This window comes from Sporolituus thermophilus DSM 23256, from assembly GCF_900102435.1.
Taxonomy (GTDB): domain Bacteria; phylum Bacillota; class Negativicutes; order Sporomusales; family Thermosinaceae; genus Thermosinus; species Thermosinus thermophilus.
The window spans coordinates 1-26591 of sequence record NZ_FNBU01000028.1; the positions used below are offsets into that span (position 1 = coordinate 1).

The 26591-nt window shown below is 48.7% G+C and carries 28 protein-coding genes; 24 read left to right on the plus strand and 4 right to left on the minus strand.

The genetic code is table 11. The features are described 5' to 3' along the window. Positions 1 to 240, minus strand: a 240-nt coding sequence (locus BLQ99_RS13020; RefSeq protein ID WP_143005893.1) for a helix-turn-helix domain-containing protein, incomplete at its 3' end; no start/stop codon positions are given. 193 nt (positions 241 to 433) lie between these two features. On the opposite strand from BLQ99_RS13020, the gene BLQ99_RS13025 reads away from it, so the two are divergent. Beyond that, complete coding sequence (locus BLQ99_RS13025; protein ID WP_093691677.1) at positions 434 to 1135, plus strand: C40 family peptidase; 702 nt, start codon at positions 434 to 436, stop codon at positions 1133 to 1135. 1 nt (position 1136) lies between these two features. Here the strand turns inward: BLQ99_RS13025 and BLQ99_RS13030 are convergent, their stop codons facing one another. After that, complete coding sequence (locus tag BLQ99_RS13030) at positions 1137 to 2816, minus strand: DUF4127 family protein (RefSeq protein WP_093691679.1); 1680 nt, start codon at positions 2814 to 2816, stop codon at positions 1137 to 1139. 119 nt (positions 2817 to 2935) lie between these two features. Between BLQ99_RS13030 and rsmD the strand changes: the two genes are divergently transcribed. From rsmD to BLQ99_RS13045, 3 genes are read left to right on the plus strand one after another with little or no spacing between them, the layout of a single operon-like run. After that, positions 2936 to 3502, plus strand: coding sequence for a 16S rRNA (guanine(966)-N(2))-methyltransferase RsmD (rsmD, locus tag BLQ99_RS13035; RefSeq protein ID WP_093691681.1), 567 nt, complete (start codon positions 2936 to 2938; stop codon positions 3500 to 3502). Positions 3503 to 3513: 11 nt separating this feature from the next. Then, complete coding sequence (gene coaD, locus BLQ99_RS13040) at positions 3514 to 3996, plus strand: pantetheine-phosphate adenylyltransferase (RefSeq protein WP_093691683.1); 483 nt, start codon at positions 3514 to 3516, stop codon at positions 3994 to 3996. 32 nt (positions 3997 to 4028) lie between these two features. Further along, entirely contained in the window at positions 4029 to 4481 is a 453-nt protein-coding gene (locus BLQ99_RS13045; protein ID WP_093691685.1) for an ATP synthase subunit B family protein, read from the plus strand. Positions 4482 to 4504: 23 nt separating this feature from the next. On the opposite strand, the gene ylbJ is transcribed toward BLQ99_RS13045, so the two are convergent. After that, entirely contained in the window at positions 4505 to 5755 is a 1251-nt protein-coding gene (ylbJ, locus tag BLQ99_RS13050; RefSeq protein WP_093691687.1) for a sporulation integral membrane protein YlbJ, read from the minus strand. Positions 5756 to 5847: 92 nt separating this feature from the next. On the opposite strand from ylbJ, the gene BLQ99_RS13055 reads away from it, so the two are divergent. Further along, complete coding sequence (locus BLQ99_RS13055) at positions 5848 to 6678, plus strand: patatin-like phospholipase family protein (RefSeq protein WP_093691688.1); 831 nt, start codon at positions 5848 to 5850, stop codon at positions 6676 to 6678. On the opposite strand, the gene BLQ99_RS13060 is transcribed toward BLQ99_RS13055, so the two are convergent. Beyond that, complete coding sequence (locus tag BLQ99_RS13060; protein ID WP_093691690.1) at positions 6593 to 7861, minus strand: nucleotidyltransferase; 1269 nt, start codon at positions 7859 to 7861, stop codon at positions 6593 to 6595. The genes BLQ99_RS13055 and BLQ99_RS13060 overlap by 86 nt on opposite strands. 206 nt (positions 7862 to 8067) lie before the next feature. Between BLQ99_RS13060 and BLQ99_RS13065 the strand changes: the two genes are divergently transcribed. The 19 genes from BLQ99_RS13065 to ffh all read left to right on the plus strand — a co-directional run bounded on the left by BLQ99_RS13065 (position 8068) and on the right by ffh (position 26585). Beyond that, positions 8068 to 9270, plus strand: coding sequence for an acetate/propionate family kinase (locus BLQ99_RS13065; protein WP_093691692.1), 1203 nt, complete (start codon positions 8068 to 8070; stop codon positions 9268 to 9270). A 76-nt stretch (positions 9271 to 9346) separates the two neighbouring features. After that, positions 9347 to 9853 carry a YceD family protein gene (locus tag BLQ99_RS13070; RefSeq protein WP_245690489.1) on the plus strand — a complete coding sequence of 169 codons (507 nt, stop codon included), beginning with the start codon at positions 9347 to 9349 and terminating at the stop codon, positions 9851 to 9853. 22 nt (positions 9854 to 9875) lie between these two features. After that, positions 9876 to 10055, plus strand: a complete 180-nt coding sequence (gene rpmF, locus BLQ99_RS13075) for a 50S ribosomal protein L32 (protein ID WP_007288489.1) — start codon at positions 9876 to 9878, stop codon at positions 10053 to 10055. A gap of 147 nt (positions 10056 to 10202) precedes the next feature. Beyond that, complete coding sequence (fapR, locus tag BLQ99_RS13080) at positions 10203 to 10769, plus strand: transcription factor FapR (RefSeq protein WP_093691696.1); 567 nt, start codon at positions 10203 to 10205, stop codon at positions 10767 to 10769. A gap of 2 nt (positions 10770 to 10771) precedes the next feature. Further along, the gene (gene plsX / locus BLQ99_RS13085) at positions 10772 to 11794 is read left to right on the plus strand and encodes a phosphate acyltransferase PlsX (RefSeq protein ID WP_093691698.1); all 1023 of its coding nucleotides are present in this window, start codon (positions 10772 to 10774) and stop codon (positions 11792 to 11794) included. After that, entirely contained in the window at positions 11781 to 12797 is a 1017-nt protein-coding gene (locus tag BLQ99_RS13090; RefSeq protein WP_093691700.1) for a beta-ketoacyl-ACP synthase III, read from the plus strand. The genes plsX and BLQ99_RS13090 overlap by 14 nt, the downstream gene beginning before the upstream one ends. Further along, entirely contained in the window at positions 12790 to 13740 is a 951-nt protein-coding gene (gene fabK / locus BLQ99_RS13095) for an enoyl-[acyl-carrier-protein] reductase FabK (RefSeq protein ID WP_093691702.1), read from the plus strand. Before BLQ99_RS13090 ends, fabK begins: the two co-directional genes overlap by 8 nt. A gap of 12 nt (positions 13741 to 13752) precedes the next feature. Beyond that, a complete protein-coding gene (gene fabD, locus BLQ99_RS13100) occupies positions 13753 to 14697 on the plus strand; it encodes an ACP S-malonyltransferase (RefSeq protein ID WP_093691704.1) in 945 nt (314 codons plus the stop codon). Position 14698: 1 nt separating this feature from the next. Then, a complete protein-coding gene (fabG, locus tag BLQ99_RS13105; RefSeq protein ID WP_093691706.1) occupies positions 14699 to 15442 on the plus strand; it encodes a 3-oxoacyl-[acyl-carrier-protein] reductase in 744 nt (247 codons plus the stop codon). Between the two features lie 28 nt (positions 15443 to 15470). Beyond that, on the plus strand, positions 15471 to 15707 hold the full coding sequence (locus BLQ99_RS13110) for an acyl carrier protein (RefSeq protein WP_093691708.1): 237 nt from the start codon (positions 15471 to 15473) through the stop codon (positions 15705 to 15707). A 94-nt stretch (positions 15708 to 15801) separates the two neighbouring features. Beyond that, entirely contained in the window at positions 15802 to 16749 is a 948-nt protein-coding gene (locus BLQ99_RS13115) for an NAD(P)H-dependent flavin oxidoreductase (RefSeq protein WP_093691710.1), read from the plus strand. 18 nt (positions 16750 to 16767) lie between these two features. Further along, positions 16768 to 18003 carry a beta-ketoacyl-ACP synthase II gene (fabF, locus tag BLQ99_RS13120; protein ID WP_093691712.1) on the plus strand — a complete coding sequence of 412 codons (1236 nt, stop codon included), beginning with the start codon at positions 16768 to 16770 and terminating at the stop codon, positions 18001 to 18003. An 11-nt stretch (positions 18004 to 18014) separates the two neighbouring features. After that, the gene (gene rnc / locus BLQ99_RS13125; protein ID WP_093691714.1) at positions 18015 to 18737 is read left to right on the plus strand and encodes a ribonuclease III; all 723 of its coding nucleotides are present in this window, start codon (positions 18015 to 18017) and stop codon (positions 18735 to 18737) included. Positions 18738 to 18794: 57 nt separating this feature from the next. Continuing rightward, positions 18795 to 19850: an elongator complex protein 3 gene (locus BLQ99_RS13130; protein ID WP_245690491.1), complete on the plus strand. Its 1056-nt coding sequence runs from the start codon at positions 18795 to 18797 to the stop codon at positions 19848 to 19850. 78 nt (positions 19851 to 19928) lie between these two features. Beyond that, the gene (locus BLQ99_RS13135; RefSeq protein ID WP_093691718.1) at positions 19929 to 20189 is read left to right on the plus strand and encodes a stage V sporulation protein S; all 261 of its coding nucleotides are present in this window, start codon (positions 19929 to 19931) and stop codon (positions 20187 to 20189) included. Positions 20190 to 20307: 118 nt separating this feature from the next. Further along, on the plus strand, positions 20308 to 23865 hold the full coding sequence (gene smc, locus BLQ99_RS13140) for a chromosome segregation protein SMC (protein ID WP_093691720.1): 3558 nt from the start codon (positions 20308 to 20310) through the stop codon (positions 23863 to 23865). Between the two features lie 20 nt (positions 23866 to 23885). Next, positions 23886 to 24803 (plus strand): signal recognition particle-docking protein FtsY, encoded by a 918-nt coding sequence (gene ftsY, locus BLQ99_RS13145; RefSeq protein WP_093691749.1) that lies wholly within the window; start codon positions 23886 to 23888, stop codon positions 24801 to 24803. An 80-nt stretch (positions 24804 to 24883) separates the two neighbouring features. Next, entirely contained in the window at positions 24884 to 25231 is a 348-nt protein-coding gene (gene ylxM, locus BLQ99_RS13150) for a YlxM family DNA-binding protein (protein ID WP_093691722.1), read from the plus strand. 13 nt (positions 25232 to 25244) lie between these two features. After that, entirely contained in the window at positions 25245 to 26585 is a 1341-nt protein-coding gene (gene ffh, locus BLQ99_RS13155) for a signal recognition particle protein (protein ID WP_093691724.1), read from the plus strand. The last annotated feature ends 6 nt before the right edge of the window (positions 26586 to 26591 follow it).

The window sequence follows — 26591 nt, forward strand, 5'->3', positions numbered from 1 at the left end:
GTATACTGCTTGTCCCGTTTCGGGGTAGTATGCCTCATATTCAGTAAGGTCGGAGCGTCGCTGCTTAACTGTACCCCGCTTAATTTCGCGTGAAATCGTACTTGGATGACGGCCAAGTTGCCGTGCTATATAGCGTATTGAGCGCTTCTCACCCAAAAGTGCTTTGATAATTCCGCGCTCATAGGCATTTAGGTGTTCAAAAGACCGTGCAGATGTGGTACACTGTTCTTGGACTTCCATGGCAGAACCCTCCTGTATGGTTTGGATTGAGTCCCCTCATCATACCGGAATTCTACGTGGGAGTCCTTTTTTCATCTTTTGCTGTTGCATTTCATTTTACAATGAACCTCTATAAAATTTTTGTAATATATAACCAGGAATTAGCGGTTATTACACGAAATCTACAACAAAATTAGGTGAGGTGGGACGCCGGATGGGCATTTTCGGTTCGTTTCTTGCCATAATCACCCTGCTTTTATTGTTAACAAGCCCGGTAGCCGGCTCGCCGGTTGAGCCGCTGCCTCCTATCTTAAAGCAGGGAATGGCAGGCGAAGAGGTCGCGCATCTCCAGTCTAAACTACTGGAATTAGGATTTTATACCGACGCCGTTGACGGTAAGTTTGGAACACAGACTCGTTTGGCGGTCATGCATTTTCAGCAGGCGACAGGTATAGAACCTGATGGCGTGGTTGGGACGCTGACTTGGCAGGCCCTCCGCGAATATCACGAGCAGCCAGAGCTTAGCCGTAGCGGAGGAAATGAAAGAAAAGGACAACAGATTGCTGCTTTTGCCACGCGCTATTTAGGAACGCCCTATGCATGGTCGGGACAAACACCTGGCGGTTTTGACTGCTCGGGCTTCATTGTTTACGTTTTGGAGCATTTCGGAATAACCGTCCCCCGTACCGCGGATGAGCAGTTTGCTGTAGGGCAATGGGTCAGCCGCACGGAGCTTAAGCCGGGTGACCTGGTGTTTTTTAGCACTTATGCACCTGGCCCTTCCCATGTGGGTATTTATCTTGGCGGCGATTTATTTATTCATGCCAGCTCGGCTGCGGGTGAAGTCACGGTTACCTCAATGAAAAAAGAGTATTATGTTGCGCGTTACCTGGGAGCGCGTCGTCTGTTGAAATAATTTAGTGAACCAACCCAAAGGATAGGTTGGGGTCGAGGTGGATCTCGAACGTACGTTCCCAAGGAAGACTAACTTTTATTGCCAAGCTGGTTACAACTAAGCGAACGTTATTATCGCCTTCAACCGGAATTTCCCGATTAGCTAAGGCCTTTTGAAAAAAGTGGCGTCCCCGGTCCTGCATTAGGCTGGCAATAAGTTTATTGGTTTTTGAATAGAATAAACCCAAGTTATAAGGGTTGACGCCGGCGGCGCGGAGACGTTCATTGACAAGAGGTTGAACATCTTTCAAGTAATACCAGTCGTCCAATATCCGGGCAACGAGAAATGTTAAATTGTAACGATAGAGATCGTATTTTTCCGTCGTGTTTTTTGAGTTATTCAATCGGCTGGAAAACAGAGCGGCCTGCGTTACGGCTGTACCAATCGAATTACTGGCGGTGTTCCAACCCGCATAGGCGGCTAGGTTGGTAACAGCAATATTTTTTGTTATTAGTACGGGCAATAGTGTTTCCGACGCGAAGAAATCTTCTGTTAAGTCAACTAAGGCGATCCGGCTTCCTCCTCTGAGCAGGGCGTCAATTTCCCGTGCCGCCGCGCGAAGTTGCCCGGGTCCCGTATGACGGGTACCAGCATGGACGTATAGGACGAAATCGGCCGCTGCCGGTGAAGAAACCTCGATGCCTTTGACAAGGGAAATTTTTTCAGTTACCGTCGTCCGGATAGAGTGGGGCATAAAGGGCATGACCAGTTGGGCTACGGTTGGATCCGAGTAGACGACGTAGATGCGGGGCTGGTATTGGAACAAATCCATGGCGAAGCGGCCTAAGAGGGTCAAGGCTACTTCGTCGGTGCCGCGGGTGATCATTACTTTTTTCGTTGCATGCATGGCCGTTTCCCAGTGATGTTGTACGCGCTGCTTTACCATGTTGGGTACACCAAAGGGATGACCGTCGTCCTGACCAATGACCAGATAGTCGATTATTCCCTGTTCAACAAGGTTCATCAAGGCAAGGTTGACGCGATAATTTTCCTGGTAAAGACGCAGATAATTCTCTACGAGTTCCGGAGGGATTTCTTCCGAAAGTGCGGCAAGTTTTTTTATGTCGTGAGGGTTCTCGAAGATAGCAGTCTGGTCTTTTAAAATTGAGAATTGAAACAGTTTTTTCTGATATAAAACGTTGGCATGACTGTCAGCCAGTAGTAGCCGAGGAATTATGCTAAACACGTAAAGTTTTATTTCCGGGTTTTCCCTTCGGAGTAGTTGGAGAAGTTTGATTACTGCTTCCACGTCTGCCGTCGAACCGTTTGCCAGCCGAGAAGACAATAGGCTACCGTGAATGAGCATATCTACGGAAATAATCGCCGCATTGCTGTCTTTGACCGCTTGGCGGAGCCATTCATGCAGACCTTGCCGGTTAGCAGGTCTATCGTAGTGATCAAGCAGTTCTTGCGGGGGCATCATGACGAAAATACCGCCAATTTGGCCAAGTTGTTGGACAAATTGGGTGCAGGCCGGTCGGCTATCTAGGGGGAGCAAGACTACTTTTGCCGCCGGGGCGCTAAGTGTTGACGGCGGGAGAGGGTGGACTTGGCGAATGGTTCCTATCCTGACGTGCACTGTTGTCGTTATAAAAACGAGAGCAACAATAAACAATATGTATACAATAAAGCGTTTAGGCATAAATCACCTCGTTTATCAACAACCCTAAATAATTTCGACTTGGCAGGAAAAAATCCTGTAGATGTATAATGAGTTATACTTTGAACGAGAAGCTTATTTAACATAAAGACGGAGTTACCATGCGAATTATTACCGGCAGCGCCAAAGGCACAAAACTGAAAACGCCGCGCGGTCTTGACGTGCGGCCTACGGCTGACCGCGTCAAAGAATCTATGTTTAATATTTTGGGCTCCGTTGTTCTCGATGCCGATGTCCTCGATTTATTCGCTGGAACAGGCAATCTGGGATTGGAGGCCGTCAGCCGAGGGGCGAAAAGCGCCATCTTTGTCGACAATAGTCCGGCAAGTATTGCTCTAATTAAAGAAAACATCATTCACACCAAATTGGCAGACCGGACTCATGTCTATAAAAGTGACGCTTTGCGGTACATCGACCGGGCCGCCCAATTGGGTCAAAACTTTGACCTAATTTTTTGCGATCCACCTTACAACAAAGGATTAGCGACCGCGGTAGCGGAAAAGCTTGACAATCGTCTCCTTCTACGGGAAAACGGGCTTTTGGTAATCGAGCATTCGCGACGCGAAATACTCAATGACAATTTTTTTAACTTAAACATCGTACTGACAAAGCAATATGGTGAAACAATGATTAGTTTTATTCAACGCAAAGCTAAAGTTATATTCTAGGAGGTTAAATCGTGCGCATCGCAGTTTGCCCCGGTAGTTTCGACCCTGTTACCAATGGCCATCTTGACATTTTTGCGCGAGCAAGCCAGCTGTTCGACCAAATCATAGTAGCTGTTTTCCATAACCCGAACAAAAAACCGCTGTTTACCATGGAAGAACGTGTTGAGATGCTCCGGGAAGCCACCGGGCATATTCCTAACGTCCGTGTCGATTGTTTCTCCGGGTTACTTAACGAATATGTGCGACGACAAAACAGTAATATCATAGTAAGAGGTTTGCGCGCGCTTAGCGATTTTGAATATGAGTTTCAGCGGGCCTTATTGATCAAAAAAATTGATCCGGTAATCGAAACCGTGTTTATGATGACGAGTAGTGAGTATTCCTTTGTCAGTTCCAGCGGAATTAAAGAGCTGGCAAAGTTCGGTGGCTCTATTCGCGGGTTGGTTCCACAATGTGTGGAAGAGCGGATTTTACGGCGCTTGCATGAAGCGTAAACATGTGCAAAGACTAGATGGGAGAGGCAAGGATGAAAACGATTGAGATCTTGGATGAGATGGAGAACTTGCTTGTGGAAGCCGCAAAGGTTCCTTTTACCAACAAACTGATTATCGAGGAGGATGACCTGGGGCGACTTATGGACGAACTCCGGGAAACCGTACCAGGCGAGATAGTGGAAGCCAAACGCATTCTGGCTGAGCGGCAACGGATTTTGGACGAGGCCCAACGGGAGGCTCAAACCATAATTGAGCAGGCTAAGAGTTATATATTAAAATTAACAGATGAAAATATTATTACCCGGCAAGCACAGGAGCAGGCCAACGAAATTATCCAACAAGCCCAAAAAGAAGCCAGAGAGCTGCACAATCAGGCGCTAATTTATGCGAGCGAAGTTTTTAAACAGATTGAGGCTAACCTGGAAAAGGCGCTGGAGGTAATCAGGCAAGGCCATGGCAGCTTGCAGCAAAGCAGACACGAATAAAAGAAGATAAGGAATGGTGCTCCTTATCTTCTTACATAGGCAAAAATCTCGCGGGCAATATGAACGGCGAGAGAAAAAGTAACTAAAATTCCGATTAGCAAGGCAATCTGATAGGTTGCCTGTTCAATGCGCGTTGTCCAAAACGCCCAAGAATTGACTCCGACGGGCCTCCACATAACCGGGACGCTGAAATAACTGCCGAGCGCTAACGGGGACTTCATTATGAGGACGGTAAGGACGGCGGCGAGAATGGCGTGAAGTAGACGGCCAAACATATAAGGAGCCATGCGAATTCCTGATTCAATGACAATGCTGGCCACCTGACCATGGACGCACAGACCGCTCCAGGCGATAATGGCACTGGCGACGGCCACCTTTTCTACTAGCGGCGCGTCAGCTTGGCTGGCCGCCATAGTGCCCAGATCTATTTCAAAAAAGCCGCTGACCAGTGCGGCGGCTAAGTTCGAACTAAAGCCAAAAAAACTGAGAAAGAGGGCAAAGACTTTTTCCAACATACCGGTGACGCCAACGACAGAGATAATGCGTAAGAATACGGAAAAAAGGATAATGAAGCCGCCGATCAGGAGGATAGTGTTCATCGATGATTTTACGGCATCACCTAGTAATTGGCCGGTTGAGCGTTTATCCTCCTGCCGGGCGTTATACAGGGCTCGAAAGGCACGTAGAATGATATTGCCTGACGGTTTTGGCGCGTCTTGGGTGATCCCGTCACGGTGACGGCCGTGATAACGGAATATTACTCCAACTAAAAAACTAGAAATATAATGAGCCAGAGCTATTGTCGCTCCTAATTCAGGCATGCCGAACATGCCGACGGCGACAGCGCCAAACATAAATAACGGGTCGGCTGTGTTAGTGAATGACAATAGACGTTCAGCCTCAACAGCAGTACACATTTGGTTTTTTCGAAATTTGCAGGTGATGACAGCATCCATAGGATATCCGGATGCCAGACCCATTGACATCGCAAATGCGCCTACGCCGGGCACATTAAAAATGGGACGCATGAGCGGTTCCAGGAGAATGCCAATAAAATGGACTACGCCAAAACCCATTAAGATTTCAGACAGAATAAAAAAAGGAAGCAGAGCAGGGAAGACTACATTCCACCACAAATTAAGCCCCATCACTGCGGAGTCGAAGGCTTCTTTCGGGTATTTTACCATAGAGATAGTAATAAATACTGTGCTAAAAGCCATAAAATATGCTAATAGACGGGAGCGGTATCGTCTGCCCCTGCCCCAAATCTTCATTGAAAATCTCCTCCTCCACCCCTAGACGGTCTGTTACTATATATATGACTGGGTAGAGGTAATATAACTCGTTTTTCCGACAGGAGGACTGTATGCGACCGAAAATCGGTTTGGCGCTCGGGTCAGGCGGGCTACGGGGGTTGGCCCATGTTGGGGTGTTAAGAGTACTAGAAAGGGAAGGCATTCCCATCGACTACATTGCAGGCTGCAGTATAGGCGCCCTGGTAGGCGCTTTGTACTGCGCTGGATTGGATCCAGATACAATTTATAAGCTGGCTAAGCACACCAAAAGACGCCATTGGCTAGATTTTATCATCCCCAAAATGGGGATTATTGCCGGGGAACGGGTCTTGGCTATGCTGAAACTACTAACTCAGCAAAAACAGTTTGCCGACTTGCGCATCCCGCTGGCCGTGGTGGCTACCGAATTAACAACGGGTCAAGAAATTGTTTTTCAGGAAGGAGATGTAGCTCAAGCAGTACGGGCTAGTATTTCGGTACCGGGTATCTTTGTTCCGCACCGCCTTAATGATATGTTGCTGGTAGACGGAGCAGTGATTAACCCGACGCCTATCGACGTAGTCCGGCGAATGGGAGCTCATATTGTTATTGCCGTAGACCTCGCGCATGCTGGAACGATATGTAAGATTACCAATACTTTCGACGTGATAATCCAATCCATCGACATCATGGAACGGGAACTTTTTAAGCATCGTCAGCATTACTGCGATGTTCTCATTCGTCCCGACGTGGCCCATATTACGCCGAGCTCTTTTGAAGCAATTGATGAATGTGTCGCTTTAGGTGAACAGGCGGGAGAGGCGGCACTTCCTAAAATCAAAGCGCTGTTGGCGGAGGAGGGGCAGCGATGTATAGCGGCGACCGGCGAAAATCCCAGCCGCCCGAGCGATAGTGGTGATTAGGAAGCCCTAATACATACAGGTCAGTCGCCAAAGTGTCATAAGCCAGCATTACTTGTAGATCATTTAGGACGTGGCGGCTACGGCTGTGACTGTTTAAAAATCTCGTTGTTTTAGTGATGACCGGGATAGAGGTACGCCGTTGAATTTCTTTAAGCAATAGCCGTCCCTGGTCGTTGAAGGCAAGTACGCGGGCATAGAGCGGCCCGGTACGGTCAAAGAGAGCCATGTCTGGTTTGGTTACTCCCAAAAGAGCATGAATTAGTATGCGCTGCAACCGTGTTCGGGTGTAGCGTTTGCTTTTTATGGCAGCTATAACCTCTTCCAGATTGGTGGCTGTTTGTGCGGCAGTAAGAATTTTATAATGCAGTCCTTCTGAAACGTCAGGAAGGCTTTCCAGCCACTGTGCTGTGGCTGAGCGCAGGCGTGCTAAAAGCAGGGGGGCAAACTGCTCCAGTGTAACAGGGCCTTGTCCGACCCGAAGCTTTTCCTCCAAAAGGGATAGAGCGGCGGCGGGGACGGCCTGCCGCACCGACTCCCGCGTTTTTGGGCCGGCTATCAGGGTCTGGCGGATGGCAGTAGCGCTGGCAATTGGTCCGGCAATGGTCCGGTCGTGGTAATTCGCTGCCTTGCGGGGGACGACGACAGGAGCTAATTCCGGCGCGTATTTTTTTATCGCTCGTAAATATTCAATAGCCAGAATATTATTAGGCAGTTTTAGTGTATCGCCGGTAACCAGTCCGGTTTCTTCGACGGCTGTGCTCAGAGCGGCGGCATAAGTGCCACCCTTTTTCAGGTGACGAACGATGGAAGCATTTACTTTATTTTCGGCGAGGGCGGTGGCTACTTTGTCGAGGTAGGCAAGGTCAGCCTGTTCGGCGCCAAAACAAAGATGAGTAACAACGCCTAGAGCGCTTAGGAGACGGACGGCGCCGGCGGCAAAATATTGAGCGCTACGAACTGCATAAACATAAGGCAGTTCTAGCACGAGGTCCATACCGCAGCGTACGGCCATTTCCGCCCTGGTCCATTTGTCAAGAATAGCGGGCTCGCCGCGCTGGACAAAGTTACCGCTCATAACGCCGATGACATAGGGACAACCCGTAATGGCACGGGCTTGGATCAAATGCCATAAATGGCCGTTGTGAAAAGGGTTATATTCGACAATCGCGCCTACTGCTTGCACGGTTTTCACCTCTTGTCGGAAAATGTAGTCGGGATAAGTAAAATATCTCTTTGCGTAATGATATCCCCAATCCTGCAAATACTATGAGCGCCAAACATTTTTTGCAAATTGCGGTGCTCTATGCAGGGAATTTAATACAGGTGTCGAAAAATGGTTTTTTGGTGGTCTAGTGGTCTGTCCAGAAATAAAGATAGGGGGATTTTTTTATGAAAGTTTTAGTCGTGAATTGTGGTAGTTCTTCAATCAAGTATCAGTTGTTCAACATGCAAGACGAATCTGTTCTGGCCAAAGGTCTGGTCGAACGTATTGGCCTGGAAGGTTCTGTACTAACTCACCAGCCGGCCGGCAAAGACAAGGTTGTTCTTAATGGTGACATTAAAAACCATAGTATTGGCATAAAAATGGTTTTGGACGCCCTCACGCACCCTGATTACGGCGTGATTTCCAGCATGAGAGAGATTTCCGCTGTCGGCCACCGAGTCGTTCATGGCGGCGAAAAATTTGCCGACTCGGTGCTTATTACGCCTGAGGTTATGAAGGCGCTGGAGGATTGCATTGAGATGGCGCCGCTACATAATCCGCCCAATATTCTTGGGATTAACGCCTGCGCCGAACTTATGCCGGGTGTGCCGCAGGTAGGCGTTTTTGATACCGCTTTCCACCAAACTATGCCTAAATATGCTTTCCTGTACGGACTACCGTATGAAGCCTACGAAAAATACGGTCTGCGGCGGTACGGTTTCCACGGCACCTCGCACAAGTATGTGTCACAACGCGCCGCGGAACTGATGGGGCAACACATGAGTAATCTACGCATTATCACCTGCCATCTTGGCAACGGGGCAAGTATTGCTGCCGTGAAGTATGGCAAGTCTGTCGACACCAGCATGGGCTTTACGCCCCTTGAAGGACTGGTCATGGGGACGCGTTCCGGCGAAATTGATCCGGCCATTATTCCCTTCCTTATGAAGAAAGAAGGAATGACCGCCGACCAAATTGATACCTACCTCAACAAAAAATCAGGTGTTCTAGGAATATCTGGTGTATCAAGCGATTTTAGGGATATCGAGGAGGCGGCAGCTGAAGGCAATGAAAGAGCGCAGCTTGCCCTTGATATTTTTGCTTATAAAGTAAAGAAGTTCATTGGCGGCTATGTAGCGGCTATGGGTGGCGTCGATGCCATTGTCTTCACGGCCGGTCTGGGTGAAAACTCGCCGAGTATGCGCGATAAAATATGCAATGGACTGGAATATCTGGGAACCCGCATTGATCCTGTTAAGAATAATATCCGAGGAAAAGCCCAGGAAATCAGTGTTGACGGCGCCAAGGTAAAAATTTTTGTCATCCCGACTAATGAAGAACTGGTTATCGCTCGTGACACAAAAGCGATTTGCGCCAGCCTGGTATAACCTGCTCGGCGGAGTTCCTAGCGTTTCTTGACAAACCAGGATGCTCCCGCTATAATTAGTGAAGGTCGAGTGGAAAATGATGAAAATTGATATCTCGCAGGTAAAACAAGAGGCTGGCGGCCGCAGGTCTTTTTACTTCGTAACCTCCGCTCCCGAACTAGGGCTTCCGGAAGAAGAATTTGGCTGGGATGGCGGCGATATTATCGTCGAGGGTGAGGTTGCGAATAACGGTCAATTCCTTGAAATCCGAGGTTCTATTAAGGCTAAAGCGCGCTATGATTGTAACCGCTGTTTAAAGCCTTTTACCATGGCTATGGAAATTCCTTTCACCGAAAAGTATTTTACGCCTGGTTTCCTGCCCGACGAAGATGCCGCCAGTTATGAAGGCAATGAAATCGACATTACCGATTTATTGCGCGAAAACCTGTTGCTTGCCGAGCCGCTTAAACCCTTATGCAGCGAGAGTTGTCGGGGGTTGTGCCCTGTTTGCGGAGCTGATCTCAATGAAAAAGACTGTTCATGTGAAAAAGGCTCGGTCGATCCCCGGCTGGCCGTACTGCAACAATTGTTTAAAAAAGAATAATGCTGCTAAGGAGGTGTTCTAGATGGCAGTACCAAAGCGTAAACTGTCCAAATCCCGCCGCGATAAGCGCCGCGCTAATTGGAAGCTGACAATTCCTGGTCTTATTGAATGTCCGCAGTGCCATGAATTAAAAATGCCGCACCGGGTTTGCCGGGAGTGTGGCTATTATGATGGTAGGGAAGTAGTTAAAACGGCGGAATAAAAGGGTGTATAGTGAGCAAGATAAAGGCCAATTGGACTTTATCTTGCTCATTTTATTTTGGCAGAATCTGCTTGACTAATATGAGCTAATCGATATAATAAATACTAGCAATTGGTTTTAATACTTGCTAATAAATTAGGTGATACCATGGCACGTATACAAAAAAAAATCCGACAGGAGCGTTTGAAGGAGAGGCTACAGACCAGTCCGTTTTCAACCGACGAAGACTTGGCTGAATATTTGCAGGTCAGCGTGCAGACTATCCGTTTGGATCGGCTGGAGCTTGGTATTCCGGAACTGCGGGAACGGATTAAACAAATGGCAGAGGAAGCCCGTAACAAGCTTCAAGCCATAGCCAGCACCGATGTAATCGGGGAATTAATTGACCTGGAAGTTGGTAAGAGCGGCATCTCCATTATGACGGTAACAGCCGATATGGTTCTTGAGAAAACCCAGGTTGCTCGGGCTCATTATATATTTGCTCAGGCTAACTCCTTAGCGCTTGCCGTGGTAGATGCGCCTGCTGCTGTTACTGGCGTTGCTAATATTAAATATAAAGTGCCTGTGCGTGTAGGCGAAAAACTGGTAGCAAAGGCAGAAGTTGTACGGAAGAGAGGCAATAAATATTTTATTTGGGTAAAAACTAGGAACGATATGGAAGAAGTGTTTCGAGCCAAGTTCATTATGGTCTCGTTGGAACATGAAGGGAGATAATAATGAGAGTTGCCGTCGACGCCATGGGTGGGGATTTTGCTCCCAATGAGATTGTGCTGGGAGCGATAGAGGCAGTTAAAGAATTTTCGTGCGAGGTTGTTTTAGTTGGCGATGAGACAAAAATCAAGCCGCTTCTCGAGCGGTATGGCGCCCAAGCCCTCTCTAACCTGACTGTTTACCATGCTTCGCAAGTGATTGAAATGCATGAGCATCCGGGAGCTGCTGTCCGTAAGAAAAAAGATGCTTCTGTGGTTGTTGCAACCCGTTTGGTAAAGGAAGGAAACTGTGATGTAGTAATTTCGGCCGGAAGTACTGGTGCGGCGGTAGCGGCTGCCATGTTTGGGTTAGGCCGAATTAAGGGAATTGAACGCCCGTCTATCGCTACGCCGATACCCAACTTATCTGGCACCACCGTGCTTCTCGATTCCGGTGCAAACGTGGACAGCAAGCCGAAACATCTTGTGCAAAGCGCCATCATGGGCTCCATTTACGCAGAATATGTTCTTGGTATAAAAAACCCACGCATCGGCCTTTTGAATATCGGTGAAGAAGAAACAAAAGGCAATGAGCAGGCATTGGCAACCTATCCACTCCTTAAACAACTGACAACAATTAACTTTATTGGGAATGTCGAAGGACGTGATATTCCAAAAGGGACGGTAGACGTAGTAGTGTGCGATGGTTTTGTCGGTAACGTTGTTTTAAAGTTGGGAGAGGGTTTGGCCAGTGCCATCATGCAACTTTTGAAAGAAGCCATCCAAAATAGCGGCTTCATTGCCAAAATGGCTTCTTTAATGGTTTTACCGGCCTTTCGGGGGTTAAAGAAAAAACTGGATTACGCCGAATACGGCGGTGCGCCGCTTCTCGGTGTGGACGGCGGCTTTATCATCTGCCATGGCAGTTCCAAAGCCAAGGCTATTAAAAACGCGATAAGAGTGGCCAAAGAATTTACCGACAAACGAGTGGTGGACCATATCCGTGAAAACATTGCGAAGGAGGGAGTCATTACAAATGAAGGCGATTGATAGAGGGGTAGGCATTCTTGGCCTTGGTTGCTATGTACCGGAGAAAGTGCTAACCAATCACGACCTGGAAAAAATGGTCGATACCACAGATGAATGGATAGTCGAGCGTACAGGCATCCGGGAAAGACGTATCGCGGACCCGGATGTCGCTACCTCCGATTTAGCGACCCGTGCTGCGGAAAGAGCTTTGTCCGATGCTGGTATAAGTGCTGATGAACTTGACCTTATCATAGTAGCCACAGCTACGCCAGATATGTTTTTTCCTTCGGTCGCTTGTCTGGTGCAGGATAATCTGAAAGCCACCAGGGCGGCAGCTTTTGATTTGGCGGCCGGCTGCTCCGGTTTTGTTTACGGTCTGACAGTGGGGGCGCAGTTTATTAAAACAGGACTTTACAAAAAAGTACTAGTTATCGGGGCGGAAACGCTGTCGAAAATTTTAGACTGGACTGACCGCAATACATGTGTACTCTTCGGCGACGGGGCTGGTGCAGCGGTGCTTAGCGAGACAGAGCCCGGCTGTGGATTGATAGGGTTTCATCTTGGCGCTGACGGTTCAGGCGGTGATTTGCTCAAGCTGCCGGCCGGCGGTTCCCGGCTGCCTTCTTCGGTGGAAACAGTGTCACAGCGGTTGCATTTTGTCCATATGAACGGCAACGAGGTATTTAAGTTTGCCGTAAAAGTTATGGGCGAAGCAGCCATCAAAGCGCTTGAGAATGCAGGGCTTGGACACCAGGAAGTAGATTGCTTGATTCCGCACCAAGCTAATATCCGTATTATTCAGTCAGCGGCCAAACGGTTGAAGCTGCCGATGGACAAAGTAATAGTTAATGTTGATAAGTATGGCAACACATCAGCGGCGTCCATTCCGATCGCTTTAGAAGAAGCGGTACAAAGCGGAAGGGTAAAAAATGGCGACGTTGTTGTTTTAGTCGGTTTTGGTGCCGGTTTGACCTGGGCGTCTTGCGTTATAAAATGGTGCAAGGAGGACAAAACTATTGCTTAAAAACAAGCTATGCCAGCTGTTAAATACTGAATACCCTATTTTGCAGGGCGGTATGGCATGGGTGGCAACCGCTGAACTGGCCGCAGCCGTCTCTAACGCCGGCGGGCTTGGGCTTATTGGCGCCGGTCATATGCCACCCGATGCCCTTCGTGCCGAAATTAGGAAAACCAAAAGCATGACCAACAAGCCCTTTGGGGTTAATATCATGCTCATGTCACCTTTTGTCAAAGAAGTTATGCAGGTTGTGGTAGAAGAACGTGTGCCTGTGGTTACTACTGGTGCGGGTAATCCTGCCGAATATATTCCGGCTTTAAAAGATATCGGCAGCAAAATTATCCCGGTTGTTGCCTCTGTAGCCCTGGCCAAACGGTTAGAACGGATAGGAGTAGACGCCATCATTGCCGAAGGTATGGAAAGCGGAGGCCATATTGGCGAAGTAACCACTATGGCGCTGGTTCCACAAGTTGTTGACGCAGTATCGGTACCGGTTATTGCTGCCGGTGGCATTGGTGATGCCCGCGGCGTAGTTGCTGCTCTGGCGCTCGGTGCACAGGGGGTGCAAATCGGAACGCGCTTTGTGGCATCGGTGGAGTGTATTGCCCATCCGAATTATAAAGAAGCCATTTTGAAAGCAAAAGAACGGTCCACGGTCGTAACCGGTCAGTCTACCGGACATCCTGTCCGGGTCATTGCTAATAACTTGACGCGCCAGTTTATGGAGCTTGAAAAGCGAGGCGCTTCCCCAGAAGAGTTGGATCGTCTCGGGGCCGGAAAGCTTCGTGCCGCTGCCCGGGACGGTGATGTCAAAAATGGATCGGTAATGGTCGGGCAGATCGCTGGCATGATCGATGACATTAAGCCAGTAGCAGAAATTATTCAGGATATTGTACGCGATATTCCGAAAGTGATGGCCCGTATTAGCGAGAATTTTGAGTCAAAATAGGGGGGCTCTGAAATGGTGAGAACGGCTTTTGTCTTTCCTGGTCAAGGTTCACAGGCCGTGGGTATGGGCAAAGAACTGTACGATGCGTTTAGCGTTGTTCAGACTGTCTTTAAAACAGCCGATGAGGCATTAGGTTTTTCAATTACCGAGCTTTGTTTCAACGGCCCGGAGGAGGAGCTGCGCAAAACATATAACACACAGCCCGCTATCTTGACGGTCAGCGTGGCTTGCTATAAAGTACTGGAGGAAAAAGGTCTCAAACCCGATATTGTTGCAGGCCACAGTTTAGGCGAGTATTCGGCCCTGGTGGCGGCAGGCGCTATTGATTTCGCTGATGCGGTGCGGCTAGTGCGTAAACGTGGTCAGTATATGCAGGAAGCTGTCCCGCTTGGTGAGGGTAGCATGGCAGCCATCATGGGGCTTGAGCGGGACAAAGTGGTGGAAGTTTGCGGGCAAGTACAGGATCAGGTTGGGCCGGTGCAGGCGGTAAATTTTAATTGTCCCGGACAGATTGTTATTGCCGGACGTACGGCTGCCGTAGAGAAGGCAGTTGAAGAACTCAAAGCTGCCGGAGCCAAACGGGCAGTTATGCTGCCTGTCAGTGCGCCTTTCCACAGTACCCTTATGCAGCCCGCCGCGGAAAAACTGGCGGCTGAGCTTGAGAAAATTACCGTTCGCGATGCTGTTGTGCCCGTCGTAGCTAACGTCAATGGCCAAATTATTACCAAGGGTGAGACTATTAAAGCATCACTTGTGCAGCAAGCGGCCAGTCCTGTTTTATGGGAGGATTGTGTGGATCAAATCGTCCGCTCCGGTGCCAATGTTTTTATCGAAGTTGGTCCAGGGAAAGTCCTCACGGGTTTCACTAAGAAAATCGCCAAGGATGTTGTCACCCTGAATGTCGAAGACTTGGCTTCGCTAGAAAAAGCCCTTGATTATTTCAAGGAGGTTCGTTAAAATGCATTTAGACAGTAAAGTGGCAATTGTAACCGGCGCGTCCCGGGGGATTGGCCGCGCGGTGGCAATTGCGCTGGCTAGGGCAGGAGCGAAGGTGGTTGTCAACTACGCAGGCAATGTCGCAGCAGCCAAAGAGGTAGTGGACGCGATTGTTGCCGAGGGCGGGCAAGCTATCATGGTTCAGGCCGATGTTGCTAATGCCGAAGCGGTAGAAACGCTTGTCAAACAAGCCATGGATACATTCGGGCGCATCGACATCCTGGTTAACAACGCTGGCATTACCCGTGACAACCTGCTGATGCGGATGAAGGAAGAAGAATGGGATGCCGTTATAAACACAAATCTTAAAGGTATTTTCCATTGTACCAAGGCTGTTTCTCGTATAATGATGAAACAGAAAAGCGGTAAGATTATCAACATGACTTCGGTAGTCGGAATAATGGGTAACGCCGGGCAGTCCAACTATGCTGCGGCAAAGGCCGGTGTGATTGGTTTTACCAAATCGATGGCTAAGGAATTGGCGTCTCGCGGCATTACCGTCAATGCTATTGCTCCTGGTTTTATCACCACCGATATGACCGCTGTTTTGCCAGAACACGTTAAAACGGAATTAAGCAGTAAAATTCCTTTAGGTCGACTAGGTACACCCGATGATGTTGCCGCTGCCGTATTATTTTTAGCGTCTGATTATGCAAACTATATAACGGGACAGACCATAAACGTCGACGGCGGCATGGTAATGTAACTCTGCTTTGGAAGGAGGTGAAAGGATTATGACGACTTTTGATAAAGTAAAAGAAATCGTTGTTGAACAATTAGGCGTTGATGAAGCCGATGTGACTATGGAATCCACCTTTATCGATGATCTTGGCGCTGACTCTCTGGATATTGTCGAGTTAATTATGGCCTTCGAAGAGGAATTTAACATTGAAATTCCCGACGAAGTTGCGGAGAAGATCAAGACCGTTAAAGACGCTGTGGAGTACATAGACAAGGAAAAACAAGGTTAAGCATTACCTGTCTAAAACAAGAAAGTCCCGTGAAATTATCCTTTTCGCGGGACTTTCTTAAAGGTACTGCGCACTTGAATGGAGGAGTTGTTTCTTGAAACTTCCAGAACTGAGAATTGGTCATCTCGTGGCCAAAATACCAATCATCCAAGGAGGAATGGCGGTAAGGATTTCGACGGCACGCTTGGCGGCTGCGGTGGCTGAAGCAGGCGGAGTAGGCCTGATTGCCGCTTCCGGAATGCCGCTCGATGAGTTACGCCACGAAATTCGACTGGCCCGTTCGCTGACCAAAGGGATCATTGGCATTAATGCCATGGTTGCTGCGCGGGAATTTGCTAGCCTTGTTCGGACCGCAATTGAAGAAGGAATTGACCTGGTTGTCGCGGGGGCTGGTTTCTCTCGCGATATGTTTGGTATGGGAAGAGAGTCAGGTACTCCGATTGTGCCGATTGTTTCATCAGTCAAATTAGCAAAAATTTCGGAGTCGTTAGGAGCAGCCGCTGTCGTAGTCGAAGGAAAGGAAGCCGGGGGTCATCTTGGAACTGACCAGTCAATGCGGGTATTGGTTCCCGAAATCAAGAAGGCAGTAAAGATACCGGTTATTGGGGCCGGCGGCGTAATTACTGGCCGGGATATTGTCGAAGTAATGAAGCTTGGTGCGGACGGTGTGCAAATGGGTACTCGTTTTGCCGCCAGCGAAGAATCCAATGCCGCGCCAGCGCTGAAAGAGTTTTACCTCAAAGCCAGGCCCGAGGATGTTGTATTGATTAAGAGCCCTGTTGGGCTGCCCGGGCGGGCTGTAAAAAATCCTTTTGCTGAGAAAATTCTTGAAGGTACTGCGCCTACCCCTGATATTTGCAAGGCCTGCCTGAAACACTGCGAGCAGAACTTCTGCATCATCGATGCTCTGACCCGCGCCCAACAAGGCGATGTGGAGACAGGCCTTGTTTTTACAGGCGAGTACATTCATAAAATAGATGACATCTTACCTGTGAAAGAGATCTTTGCCCGCCTATTGAAGGAAGTTGAAGAAATAAATTAGCTTGTTGAGGTGAGTAATTTGAGTAAGCGCGTAGTAGTAACAGGCATCGGCGCCGTGACCCCCATTGGTATCGGCAAAGATGAATACTGGCAGTCGTTGGTTGCTGGAAAGTCCGGTATTTCCCGCATTACCCGCTTTGATCCGGCCGATTACAGCACGCAGATTGCCGGCGAAGTAAAAAATTTTGACCCTGGGAAATTTATTGACAAAAAAGAAGCCAAACGGATGGACCGGTTTACCCAGTTCGCTTTGGCAGCTACCAAAATGGCCATTGAGGACGCGGGCATAAACCTGGACCAAGAAGACCGTTCCCGCGTCGGTACTATGATTGGCACCGGCATTGGCGGCATGGAAACGCTTCATGACCAGTTCAAGGTGCTGTTTGAAAAGGGACCTAGCCGCGTCAGTCCCTTCTTTGTGCCTATGATGATCGCCAATATGGCGGCTGGCCAAACGTCCATCACGTTTGGACTGCAGGGACCGTGCAGTTGCGTCATTACTGCCTGTGCTACCGGTACCAATGCGATCGGTGACGCGTTTAAGATTATCCAACGCGGCGATGCTGACATCATGGTTGCCGGCGGTACAGAAGCGGCCATTTCACCGGCTGCGGTGGCAGGATTTTGCTCCATGAAGGCTATGTCGACCCGCAATGACGAGCCAGAAAAAGCATCGCGCCCTTTCGACCGCGATCGTGACGGCTTTGTTATGGGCGAAGGCGCCGGAATTCTCATTTTAGAATCCTTAGACCACGCTTTGGCGCGCGGAGCCCGTATATATGCCGAAATAGCCGGCTATGGATTTAATGCCGATGCTTACCACATCACCGCGCCTGCCCCGGAAGGCGCGCAGGCGGCCAAATGTATGGCTATGGCTATAAAAGACGCGGGCTTAACCCCTGAAATGGTCGACTATATTAATGCTCATGGTACTTCTACGCCGCTTAACGATAAAAATGAAACACTAGCCATTAAAACCCTTTTCGGCGACCATGCTTATAAGCTTGCTGTGAGTTCGATTAAATCCATGACTGGACATTTGCTTGGTGCGGCTGGGGCTATTGAGGCGATTGCCACCGTTTTGACAATCGCTAATAATTTGATTCCGCCTACCATTAACTACGAGAACCCTGACCCCGAACTTGATTTGGATTATGTGCCCAATAAGGCCCGTGAGCGGGTCGTCAATGTGGCTATATCCAATTCCTTCGGTTTCGGTGGTCATAATGCTACCATCCTATTTAAAAAGTATTAAGGCTAAAACAAATGGTAGAGCTACTTGACCGGCGGCGCGAAGACCTTCTTCGCGACTTGGCCGCCAGCTTGGGTGTAAACTTTAACGATCTAGGTTTGCTGCACCAAGCATTGATTCATACTTCCTATGCAAATGAAGCCAGGAATGGTGTGGAGCACAACGAGCGACTTGAGTTTCTTGGTGATGCCGTCTTGGAGCTCATCATTAGTGAGTATTTGTACCGCAATTTTCCCGATTTGCCGGAAGGAGAACTAACGAAAGCGCGGGCAAGATTGGTTTGTGAACCCAGTCTTGCTCAATGTGCGTCCCGTTTGGGCTTAGGCAGGTATTTGCTGCTGGGAAAAGGCGAAGCCGTTTCGGGAGGACGCGAGCGCACATCTATTCTTGCCGATGCTTTTGAAGCTGTTATTGGTGCTATTTACTTGGATGGCGGGGTTAGTGCCGCGACCAATTTTGTCCTCACCCATCTTCATGAAGATTTGGCATTGATTCGGCGCGGCGATTGCGTGTTTTACGATTACAAGACGGTGCTTCAAGAAGTCGTACAGCAGGCAGGCGAGTGCAAGATCGCTTACGAGGTAGTCGCCGAGTACGGGCCTGACCACAACAAGACTTTTGAGGTTAGTGTGCTCGTCAATCACCGGCATTTGGGTACCGGGAGCGGTAAAAATAAGAAGGAAGCGGAGCAAAACGCCGCGAAAGAAGCGCTGCAAAAGCTAAATAAGCTTACTTAATAGTTTGGATTAATAGGCGGCTTAGAGCCGCCTATTTTGCCAGAACAGGAAGAAGCCATGAAACATTATATTATTCCAATTTTCATTCCGCACTATGGCTGCCATCACCGCTGCATATTTTGCAATCAACAGAAAATTACCGGGATAGAGGTGCCGGTTACTGCCCAGGAAGTAGACAAGATTATCGCTAGCCATTTAGCTCGTCTTACTTTGCCGCGTTATGTGGAAGTAGCTTATTACGGTGGCAGTTTTACGGCTCTATCACCGGCGATGCAGCGTGCCCTGCTGCAGCCGGCCAGCGAAGCTTTATGCAATGGCCGTATACAGGCTATCCGGGTATCCACACGGCCAGACTGCATCAGTTCGGAAATTGTCGATAATCTTGTCCGTTTTGGCGTCAGTACCATTGAATTAGGGGTTCAGTCGTTGGATGACGCTGTTTTGGCTGCTGCGGCAAGAGGTCATGACGTCGCCACGGTCGTTAAGGCGGTACAAATCATTAAGGCGGCCGGTGTTACTTGCGGTCTCCAACTGATGCCAGGACTTCCGGGAGAAGACTGGTCAAGCCTGTTGCGCACTGCCATTGCTGTCGGGCGGCTTTCGCCGGCTTTTGTCCGCATTTATCCTGCAGTTGTTATCACCGATACGGAGCTTGCCGCTTTATACCGCCGTGGACAATATATACCGCTTACATTAGACGAGGCCGTGCGCCGGTCTGCCTTTTTAAAACTGTATTTTGAAAGCCGTAATATTCAGGTAGTGCGCGTTGGCTTACAGGCGACCGAGGAACTTTCCAGCACGGACACGGTGCTTGCCGGTCCGTTTCATCCAGCCTTTGGCGAAATGGTTGAAAGCCGCCTCTTTTATTATATGTTAGTCTCTTTTTTGGAAACATACGGCAAGTACCCAGCCGATACGTTTGTAATCCATCATCATCCGCGTGACCACTCAAAAGTACGGGGTGTAGCAAGAGCAAATATTACCTTGCTTCGCACCCGTTATCAGCTTGGGCGGATAGTATTGCGGGCGGATGGACAAATACCAGGTGAACTTATTATCGAAACAAACCAAAAAAGATATCATTTAAATAAGCTTATGTTGCTTAATACATGAAAATCCCAAAGCAGGAATTTTTAGGAAGGGTGCGGAATATTTTGTAGCATAAGCCCTTACACCAAAGGAGGTTGCGTAATGGAAGTGCTTAAAGTATCCGCACAATCAAATCCCAAATCTGTAGCAGGCGCCCTTGCTGCTGTCCTCAGAGAGAAAGGTTCCGCCGAGGTGCAAGCGGTAGGCGCGGGGGCAGTCAATCAGGCCATTAAGGCGGTAGCCATTGCCCGTGGCTTTGTCGCTCCGAATGGCATTGATCTTGTTACCATTCCTGCTTTTGCGGAGATTTCCATCGACGGAGAAGAACGTACAGCTATCCGGTTTATCGTTGAACCTCGCTAATATCGATATGAAACGTTGTTTTGAGCCTGTTTGCTCTACCGCAAACAGGTTTTTTATTGTGCAATATGATGCACCGTGTTACAATTTTGGTGTAATTTGAAAATGTAGGTGATTGGGTTTGCTTTTACGCAAACTGGAATTATACGGTTTTAAATCCTTTGCCGATAAAACGGAAGTGGAATTTGGGCCTGGGATTACGGCAATCGTTGGCCCGAACGGCAGCGGAAAAAGTAATATTACCGATGCTATTCGCTGGGCGCTCGGAGAACAGAATATCCGCAACTTACGGGGCGCTAAGGTGGAGGACGTTATTTTTGCCGGTAGCGCCAAACGCCGTCCTCTTGGTGTTGCTGAGGTTTCACTCGTCTTCGATAATAGTTCCGGAACTTTACCGCTTGATTTTAACGAAGTGACAATTACCCGCCGGGTTTATCGCTCCGGTGACAGTGAATATTTTATTAATAAAGCGCCTTGCCGCCTAAAGGACATCCATGAACTTCTTTTTGATGTTGGAATAGGTCGGGATTCTCTGTCGGTGATCGGCCAAAACAAGATTGACGAGGTACTAAACGCTAAAGCGGAAGAGCGGCGACTGTTTTTTGAAGAAGCGGCCGGAATTACCAAGTATAAACACCGCAAACGCGAAGCTCTTCGTAAACTGGAGGAGACAGAGCAAAATTTAGTACGCGTCAACGACTTAATCGCTGAAATCCATAATCAGCTTGGCCCGCTGGCTGAAAGTGCGGAGCGAACAAAACGCTACAACGCTCTTCGGCAGGAATTGATTTCTTGTCAGGTTACAGTGCTGCTGGACCGTTTGGAACGGGCAGCCAAAATGGCGGAGAGCGCCCGGTTGGAACAGGAGACCCTAACCGAGCAGGAAGTAGCTGCTGCCGCCCAATTGTCAGTACGTGAAGCGGAAAAAGAGCGTTTAACCGATGAAATTAACCGGTACAGCGAGCAACAAACTATTCTTGAACAGCAAATTAGCCAGGCGGCAACAGAGTTGGAACGGATTGACGGCAAAATGGCCGTTCTCAGGGAACGTATCGAACAGGGACACCGGTCGGGTGAGCGGATAGCACGGGAGATTGCTCGTCTGGGAGACACTGCGCAAGGCCTTGACGCCAAAATAGCGTTGCTAAAAAATAGCTTAGCTGTTAAGGAAGCTCAATTAGCCGCTGTTAAAGAAACATTAGCCACCAGTAACACGAATTACGAAAAGTTGGTCATTGATATTCAGCAGGCCGAACAGGAGCTAGAGCAAGGCAAGGAGCAGACATTCGTTCACATCCAGCAATTAGTGGACGAGCGGAATAAACTGCGCTTAATGGAACGTGACCTGGCAAAACTTGCTGCCCGCCGGGACAGCCTAACCACTGAACGACAGGGCTACTTAGACCAATTGACCAAAGCCGAAGAACAGCGGCAGGGTTTGACCGCCGAGCGTGACCGGTTAACCCAACAAATCAGTATTTGTAAAGAACGAATCATAGTATTGAAGAATGAAAAAGAAAATTGGGAACGACAGCTGCAGGCCTTCATACGGATGCAGCAAAGCATGCAGGCGGAAAGAGATGAACTAAGATCTAGGTTTAAAATATTAACAGGAATGCAACAGGATTATGAAGGTTTCTCCCGCGGGATAAAAAGCCTGCTCAAGACAGATGCGCCATGGCGGCGTCACATTCACGGGGCAGTGGCGGAAGTAATAGGGGTGGCTCGGCCATATCTTACGGCAATCGAAGTTGCATTAGGCGGAGCGCTTCAGCATATCATTACCGACGATGATGAAACGGCTAAACTAGCTATTGCCTTTTTAAAAACGCATAATCTTGGTCGGGCTACTTTTCTGCCGCTGAATACCATAAGACCTTCCTCACCCCGGCCGGCGGAAATTGCCGCCGCCAAGGCCAAAGGTGCCATCGGTTTGGCGGCCTCACTGGTGGATTGTGCACCTATCTATCGTCCTGTTATCGACTTTTTGCTGGGACATACAGTAGTTGCGGAAACCCTTGACGCGGCCGTTAAAATTGCGAAGGAGCAGTCTTTTACCGTTCGACTGGTAACACTTGACGGTCAGCAGGTTAACCCCGGCGGTACTCTTACCGGTGGGAGTACGACCAAAAAAGAAAATAGTTTTTTGGGGCGCAGCCACGAAATTGAGAAGATTAAGGAGCGACTGGCCGAAATGGATCAGCGCCTGGCGGCGCAGCAGGCACAAGCCGCGGCGGCCCGCACTGAAGTTGAGCGGTTGGCTGCCGAAATCGTGGCTATCCAACACGAAATTCAGGAAAAAGAGGTGCGGCTGGCCGAGGTAGCTGTTCATTTTGAAACAGTGTGCGCCAATGCGGCGCGCCTACGTCTGGCCGTGCAGACAATTGAGCAAGAAATGGAGACTAACGAGGCTGAGCAGCAGGAACTGACCCAAAACGTTAAGCATTTAGAGACCGGGATTGCGCTTATGGAAAGCCGCGACAGCCAGCGGAAAGAGACCATGGTACGCCTGCAGCAGGAGCTAAAAAAACTACAGGAACAAAAGGAAAAGCTGCTTGCTGATCTTGCGGAACACAGAGTACAACTCACTGCTCTTGAACAGGATATTCATACCGGGCGGGCAACCTGCTTACAATATGAGCAGGATAAGGGGGAGATAGACAAACAGCTCCAAAATCTGCGGGTTGAGCAAACCCTCATGGCCGACCAAATTGCCCGCGCCGGGGCAGAGATTGATACATTGACTGTAGCTCGCCTAAAGCGATCAGCCGAAAAGCGCGAATGGGAGCGGCAGCGTCAGGAAACGGCCCAGACCAAAGTCAATCTGCTGGCGGAGCTCCAAAGAGTGGACAAGGATATCCGCGAACTTCGGCGTAAACACCAGGAACTAAGAAATCGTCTGCATGATGTTTCGCTGATAGCTGCCAAATATAATTATGAGATTGCCCACTGTCAAGAACAATTGCAGGATAGTTGTTCCTTATCGGTTGAAGAGGCCGTAGCGCTGCGACGGAATGAGCCACCTGAAGTGATAGAAGGTATCATTCACCGGCTTGAAATGGAGATAGCGGCCATTGGTCCGGTAAATCCGGCTGCAATTGAGGAATATAACCGGCTAAATCAACGGTACAATTTTTATCAAAGCCAAAGTCAGGACTTAATTGCAGCCAAAGAGTATTTAACATCGGTCATTAATCAGATTGATGATACGATGGCCAAGCAGTTTAAAGCTGCTTTTTCGGCTATCAACCATTACTTTGGCGAGATTTTTACCCGTTTATTTGGCGGGGGCAAGGCTGAGCTGGTATTGCAACAGCCTGATGACATTCTGAATACCGGTATTGACGTTATTGCTCAGCCGCCGGGGAAAAAACTGCAAAATCTGGCCTTGCTTTCCGGCGGTGAACGGGCACTTACTGTTATTGCTTTATTATTTGCCTTTTTAACCTACCGACCATCGCCTTTTTGTGTAGTCGACGAAATTGATGCCGCTCTTGATGAAGCAAATGTGCAGCGGTTCAGTGAATTTCTCCGTGATTATAAAGGCAAAACGCAGTTTATCGTAGTTACGCATCGCAAGGGAACTATGGAATTTGCTGATATCATGCAAGGAGTAACCATGGAGGAGTCAGGAGTATCGCGGCTAGTATCTGTAAAATTCATGGATAAGGCGGGTTAGTGAAAGGGGGAAATATGATCATGGGCTTTTTTGACAAGTTAAAGGCAGGATTGGAAAAAACCCGTAAAAACTTTACAGAAAAAATTGAGCAACTCATCACTGGCTATGCTAAAATTGACGACGAGTTTCTCGATGAATTAGAGGCGGTATTATTGTCTGCCGATGTTGGCATTAAAACAACTGCAATGCTTATTAAGGACATCCGGCAGGCTATAAAAAACCGCGAAATTGAAACGCCGGAGCAGCTTAAACCGGTGCTACGGGAACGGTTATGCGCCGTTTTGTCCGAAGGATGGACGGGCATGCGGCTGGCACCCGAGCCGCCAACAGTAATTTTGGTGGTGGGCGTAAATGGTGTAGGTAAGACAACGACTATTGGTAAACTTGGCAATTATTATCGGCAATTAGGCTTGAAAGTGCTTTTGGCGGCTGGTGATACGTTCCGCGCGGCCGCTATTGATCAACTGGAGATATGGGGTCAGCGCATCGGTGCTGAAGTTATAAAACACAGTGAAGGATCTGACCCGGCAGCGGTTGCTTTTGACGCCGTACAAGCAGCCAAAGCCCGTAAGGCCGAAATTGTCATAATCGATACGGCGGGACGCTTGCATACCAAATCAAACCTCATGGAAGAACTAAAGAAGATACGCCGCGTTATCGCCCGCGAGATTCCGGATGCGCCCCATGAAACCCTGTTGGTTCTTGATGCGACTACCGGGCAAAACGCCATTAGCCAGGCAAAATTATTTGGCGAGGCGACAGGTGTTACTGGCGTAGTGTTAACTAAACTTGACGGTACGGCCAAGGGTGGAGTTGTAGTTGCAATAAAGTCTGAACTTGGTCTTCCGGTTAAGTGGGTTGGTGTGGGCGAAGGCGTAAACGATTTGCGTCCTTTCAACGCTCAGGATTTTGCCGCTGCTTTGTTTACTGACAAGTAGATATGCTTGACATATCTACTCTTTTTTTATATAATCTGGTTGTAAAGGTTTTTTCCTTGCCAGCAAGAAGGTGGCATGGTATGCTAGATAAGGTATTGCGTATTGGGGTGCTATACGATTACTATGGTGCCCTGCTTACTGACCGGCAGAAAGAGTGTCTGGAGATGCATTATTTTCAAGACTATTCGCTGTCGGAAATTGCTGAAGAATTTAACGTTTCCCGCCAAGCGGTTCATGATATATTGCGGCGGACTGAGCTGATACTGGAAGAATTTGAAACAAAGCTACGCTTGGTGGAGCGGCGTCAGACTGAGCAAAAACAGATCCGCCAGGCATACGAACTATTAAATGGTTTGCCGTCTGAGGTTTTGCAACAGCCCCAAGTTAGCAAGGCGCTGGAAATTCTGGAACGTTTGCTGGAAACATGAAGGGGGTGGGAGTATGGTGTTTGAAGGATTGGCAGACAAGCTGCAGCAGACTTTTAAAAAGCTCCGCGGGCGTGGAAAACTGACCGAAAGTGATGTCAGCGAGGCGCTGCGCGAGGTACGAATGGCTCTGCTGGAAGCTGATGTCAACTTTAAGGTGGCCAAAGACTTTGTTGCCAGGGTTAAAGAACGCGCGGTAGGACAAGAAGTGATTGCCAGCCTTACACCGGCCCAACATGTAATCAAAATCGTTTATGAAGAGCTTACCCAACTGATGGGGGGGACACAAAGCCGAATTACCATTTCTTCACGTCCCCCTACGGTCGTAATGCTGGTAGGCCTGCAGGGCGCCGGCAAGACGACGACGGCAGGCAAGCTTGCCCATCTGCTTAAAAAACAAAACAAACGTCCGCTTCTGGTTGCAGCCGACATTTATCGTCCGGCTGCCATTAAGCAACTACAAGTATTGGGAGAAAAACTGGAACTTCCCGTTTTTACGCTTGGCGACAAGGAAAACCCGGTTCGTATTGCCCAAAAGGCGATTGAATACGCCCTATCGCATGCGCGGGATATTGTCATTATTGATACGGCCGGTCGTCTTCATATCAACGAACAGTTGATGGATGAACTAAAAGCAATTAAAAATACGGTAAAACCACACGAAATTTTGTTGGTTGTTGATGCGATGACCGGTCAGGACGCCGTTACGGTGGCGGAAACCTTTAATGAACAACTCGGCATCGATGGTGTAATTCTGACTAAACTGGACGGCGATGCCCGCGGCGGTGCAGCGCTGTCGGTAAGGGCAGTAACCGGACGACCCATTAAATATGTAGGGATGGGCGAAAAGCTTGATGCCCTTGAGCCTTTTTACCCAGACCGAATGGCTTCGCGGATCTTGGGGATGGGCGATGTTTTAAGTCTTATTGAAAAGGCGGAAGAAGCCATCAATCTGGAACAGGCCAGAGAGATGGAAAAGAAAATCCGCAAAGAGGAATTTACGCTTGATGACTTTTTAGATCAACTACAGCAACTGAAAAAACTGGGACCGCTTGATCAGCTGCTTAGCATGCTTCCTGGTATGGGCAATCTAAAAAAGCTACATGGATTGGAATTAGATGAAAAAGAAATCAAACATGTAGAAGCCATCATTCGTTCAATGACGAAAAAAGAGCGACGTGATCCCTCGATTATTAATGGCAGCCGACGTAAACGCATTGCCATGGGCAGCGGCACTAAGGTTCAGGACGTAAACCGTCTGCTGAAGCAATTTGCCGAAGCGAAAAAGATGATGAAACGGCTGCAGGAAATGCAGAAGACGGGCAAGAAAGGTTTTAAATTGCCTTTCATGCGTTAATTATAA

What these genes read in the sequence shown, in the direction of transcription:
- BLQ99_RS13025 (WP_093691677.1), top strand. Translation starts at nt 434, where the DNA reads ATGGGCATTTTCGGTTCGTTTCTTGCCATAATCACCCTGCTTTTATTG.
- BLQ99_RS13030 (WP_093691679.1), bottom strand. Translation starts at nt 2,816, where the DNA reads ATGCCTAAACGCTTTATTGTATACATATTGTTTATTGTTGCTCTCGTT.
- rsmD (WP_093691681.1), top strand. Translation starts at nt 2,936, where the DNA reads ATGCGAATTATTACCGGCAGCGCCAAAGGCACAAAACTGAAAACGCCG.
- BLQ99_RS13045 (WP_093691685.1), top strand. Translation starts at nt 4,029, where the DNA reads ATGAAAACGATTGAGATCTTGGATGAGATGGAGAACTTGCTTGTGGAA.
- ylbJ (WP_093691687.1), bottom strand. Translation starts at nt 5,755, where the DNA reads ATGAAGATTTGGGGCAGGGGCAGACGATACCGCTCCCGTCTATTAGCA.
- BLQ99_RS13055 (WP_093691688.1), top strand. Translation starts at nt 5,848, where the DNA reads ATGCGACCGAAAATCGGTTTGGCGCTCGGGTCAGGCGGGCTACGGGGG.
- BLQ99_RS13065 (WP_093691692.1), top strand. Translation starts at nt 8,068, where the DNA reads ATGAAAGTTTTAGTCGTGAATTGTGGTAGTTCTTCAATCAAGTATCAG.
- BLQ99_RS13070 (WP_245690489.1), top strand. Translation starts at nt 9,347, where the DNA reads ATGATGAAAATTGATATCTCGCAGGTAAAACAAGAGGCTGGCGGCCGC.
- rpmF (WP_007288489.1), top strand. Translation starts at nt 9,876, where the DNA reads ATGGCAGTACCAAAGCGTAAACTGTCCAAATCCCGCCGCGATAAGCGC.
- fapR (WP_093691696.1), top strand. Translation starts at nt 10,203, where the DNA reads ATGGCACGTATACAAAAAAAAATCCGACAGGAGCGTTTGAAGGAGAGG.
- plsX (WP_093691698.1), top strand. Translation starts at nt 10,772, where the DNA reads ATGAGAGTTGCCGTCGACGCCATGGGTGGGGATTTTGCTCCCAATGAG.
- BLQ99_RS13090 (WP_093691700.1), top strand. Translation starts at nt 11,781, where the DNA reads ATGAAGGCGATTGATAGAGGGGTAGGCATTCTTGGCCTTGGTTGCTAT.
- fabD (WP_093691704.1), top strand. Translation starts at nt 13,753, where the DNA reads ATGGTGAGAACGGCTTTTGTCTTTCCTGGTCAAGGTTCACAGGCCGTG.
- fabG (WP_093691706.1), top strand. Translation starts at nt 14,699, where the DNA reads ATGCATTTAGACAGTAAAGTGGCAATTGTAACCGGCGCGTCCCGGGGG.
- BLQ99_RS13110 (WP_093691708.1), top strand. Translation starts at nt 15,471, where the DNA reads ATGACGACTTTTGATAAAGTAAAAGAAATCGTTGTTGAACAATTAGGC.
- rnc (WP_093691714.1), top strand. Translation starts at nt 18,015, where the DNA reads ATGGTAGAGCTACTTGACCGGCGGCGCGAAGACCTTCTTCGCGACTTG.
- BLQ99_RS13130 (WP_245690491.1), top strand. Translation starts at nt 18,795, where the DNA reads ATGAAACATTATATTATTCCAATTTTCATTCCGCACTATGGCTGCCAT.
- BLQ99_RS13135 (WP_093691718.1), top strand. Translation starts at nt 19,929, where the DNA reads ATGGAAGTGCTTAAAGTATCCGCACAATCAAATCCCAAATCTGTAGCA.
- ftsY (WP_093691749.1), top strand. Translation starts at nt 23,886, where the DNA reads ATGGGCTTTTTTGACAAGTTAAAGGCAGGATTGGAAAAAACCCGTAAA.
- ylxM (WP_093691722.1), top strand. Translation starts at nt 24,884, where the DNA reads ATGCTAGATAAGGTATTGCGTATTGGGGTGCTATACGATTACTATGGT.
- ffh (WP_093691724.1), top strand. Translation starts at nt 25,245, where the DNA reads ATGGTGTTTGAAGGATTGGCAGACAAGCTGCAGCAGACTTTTAAAAAG.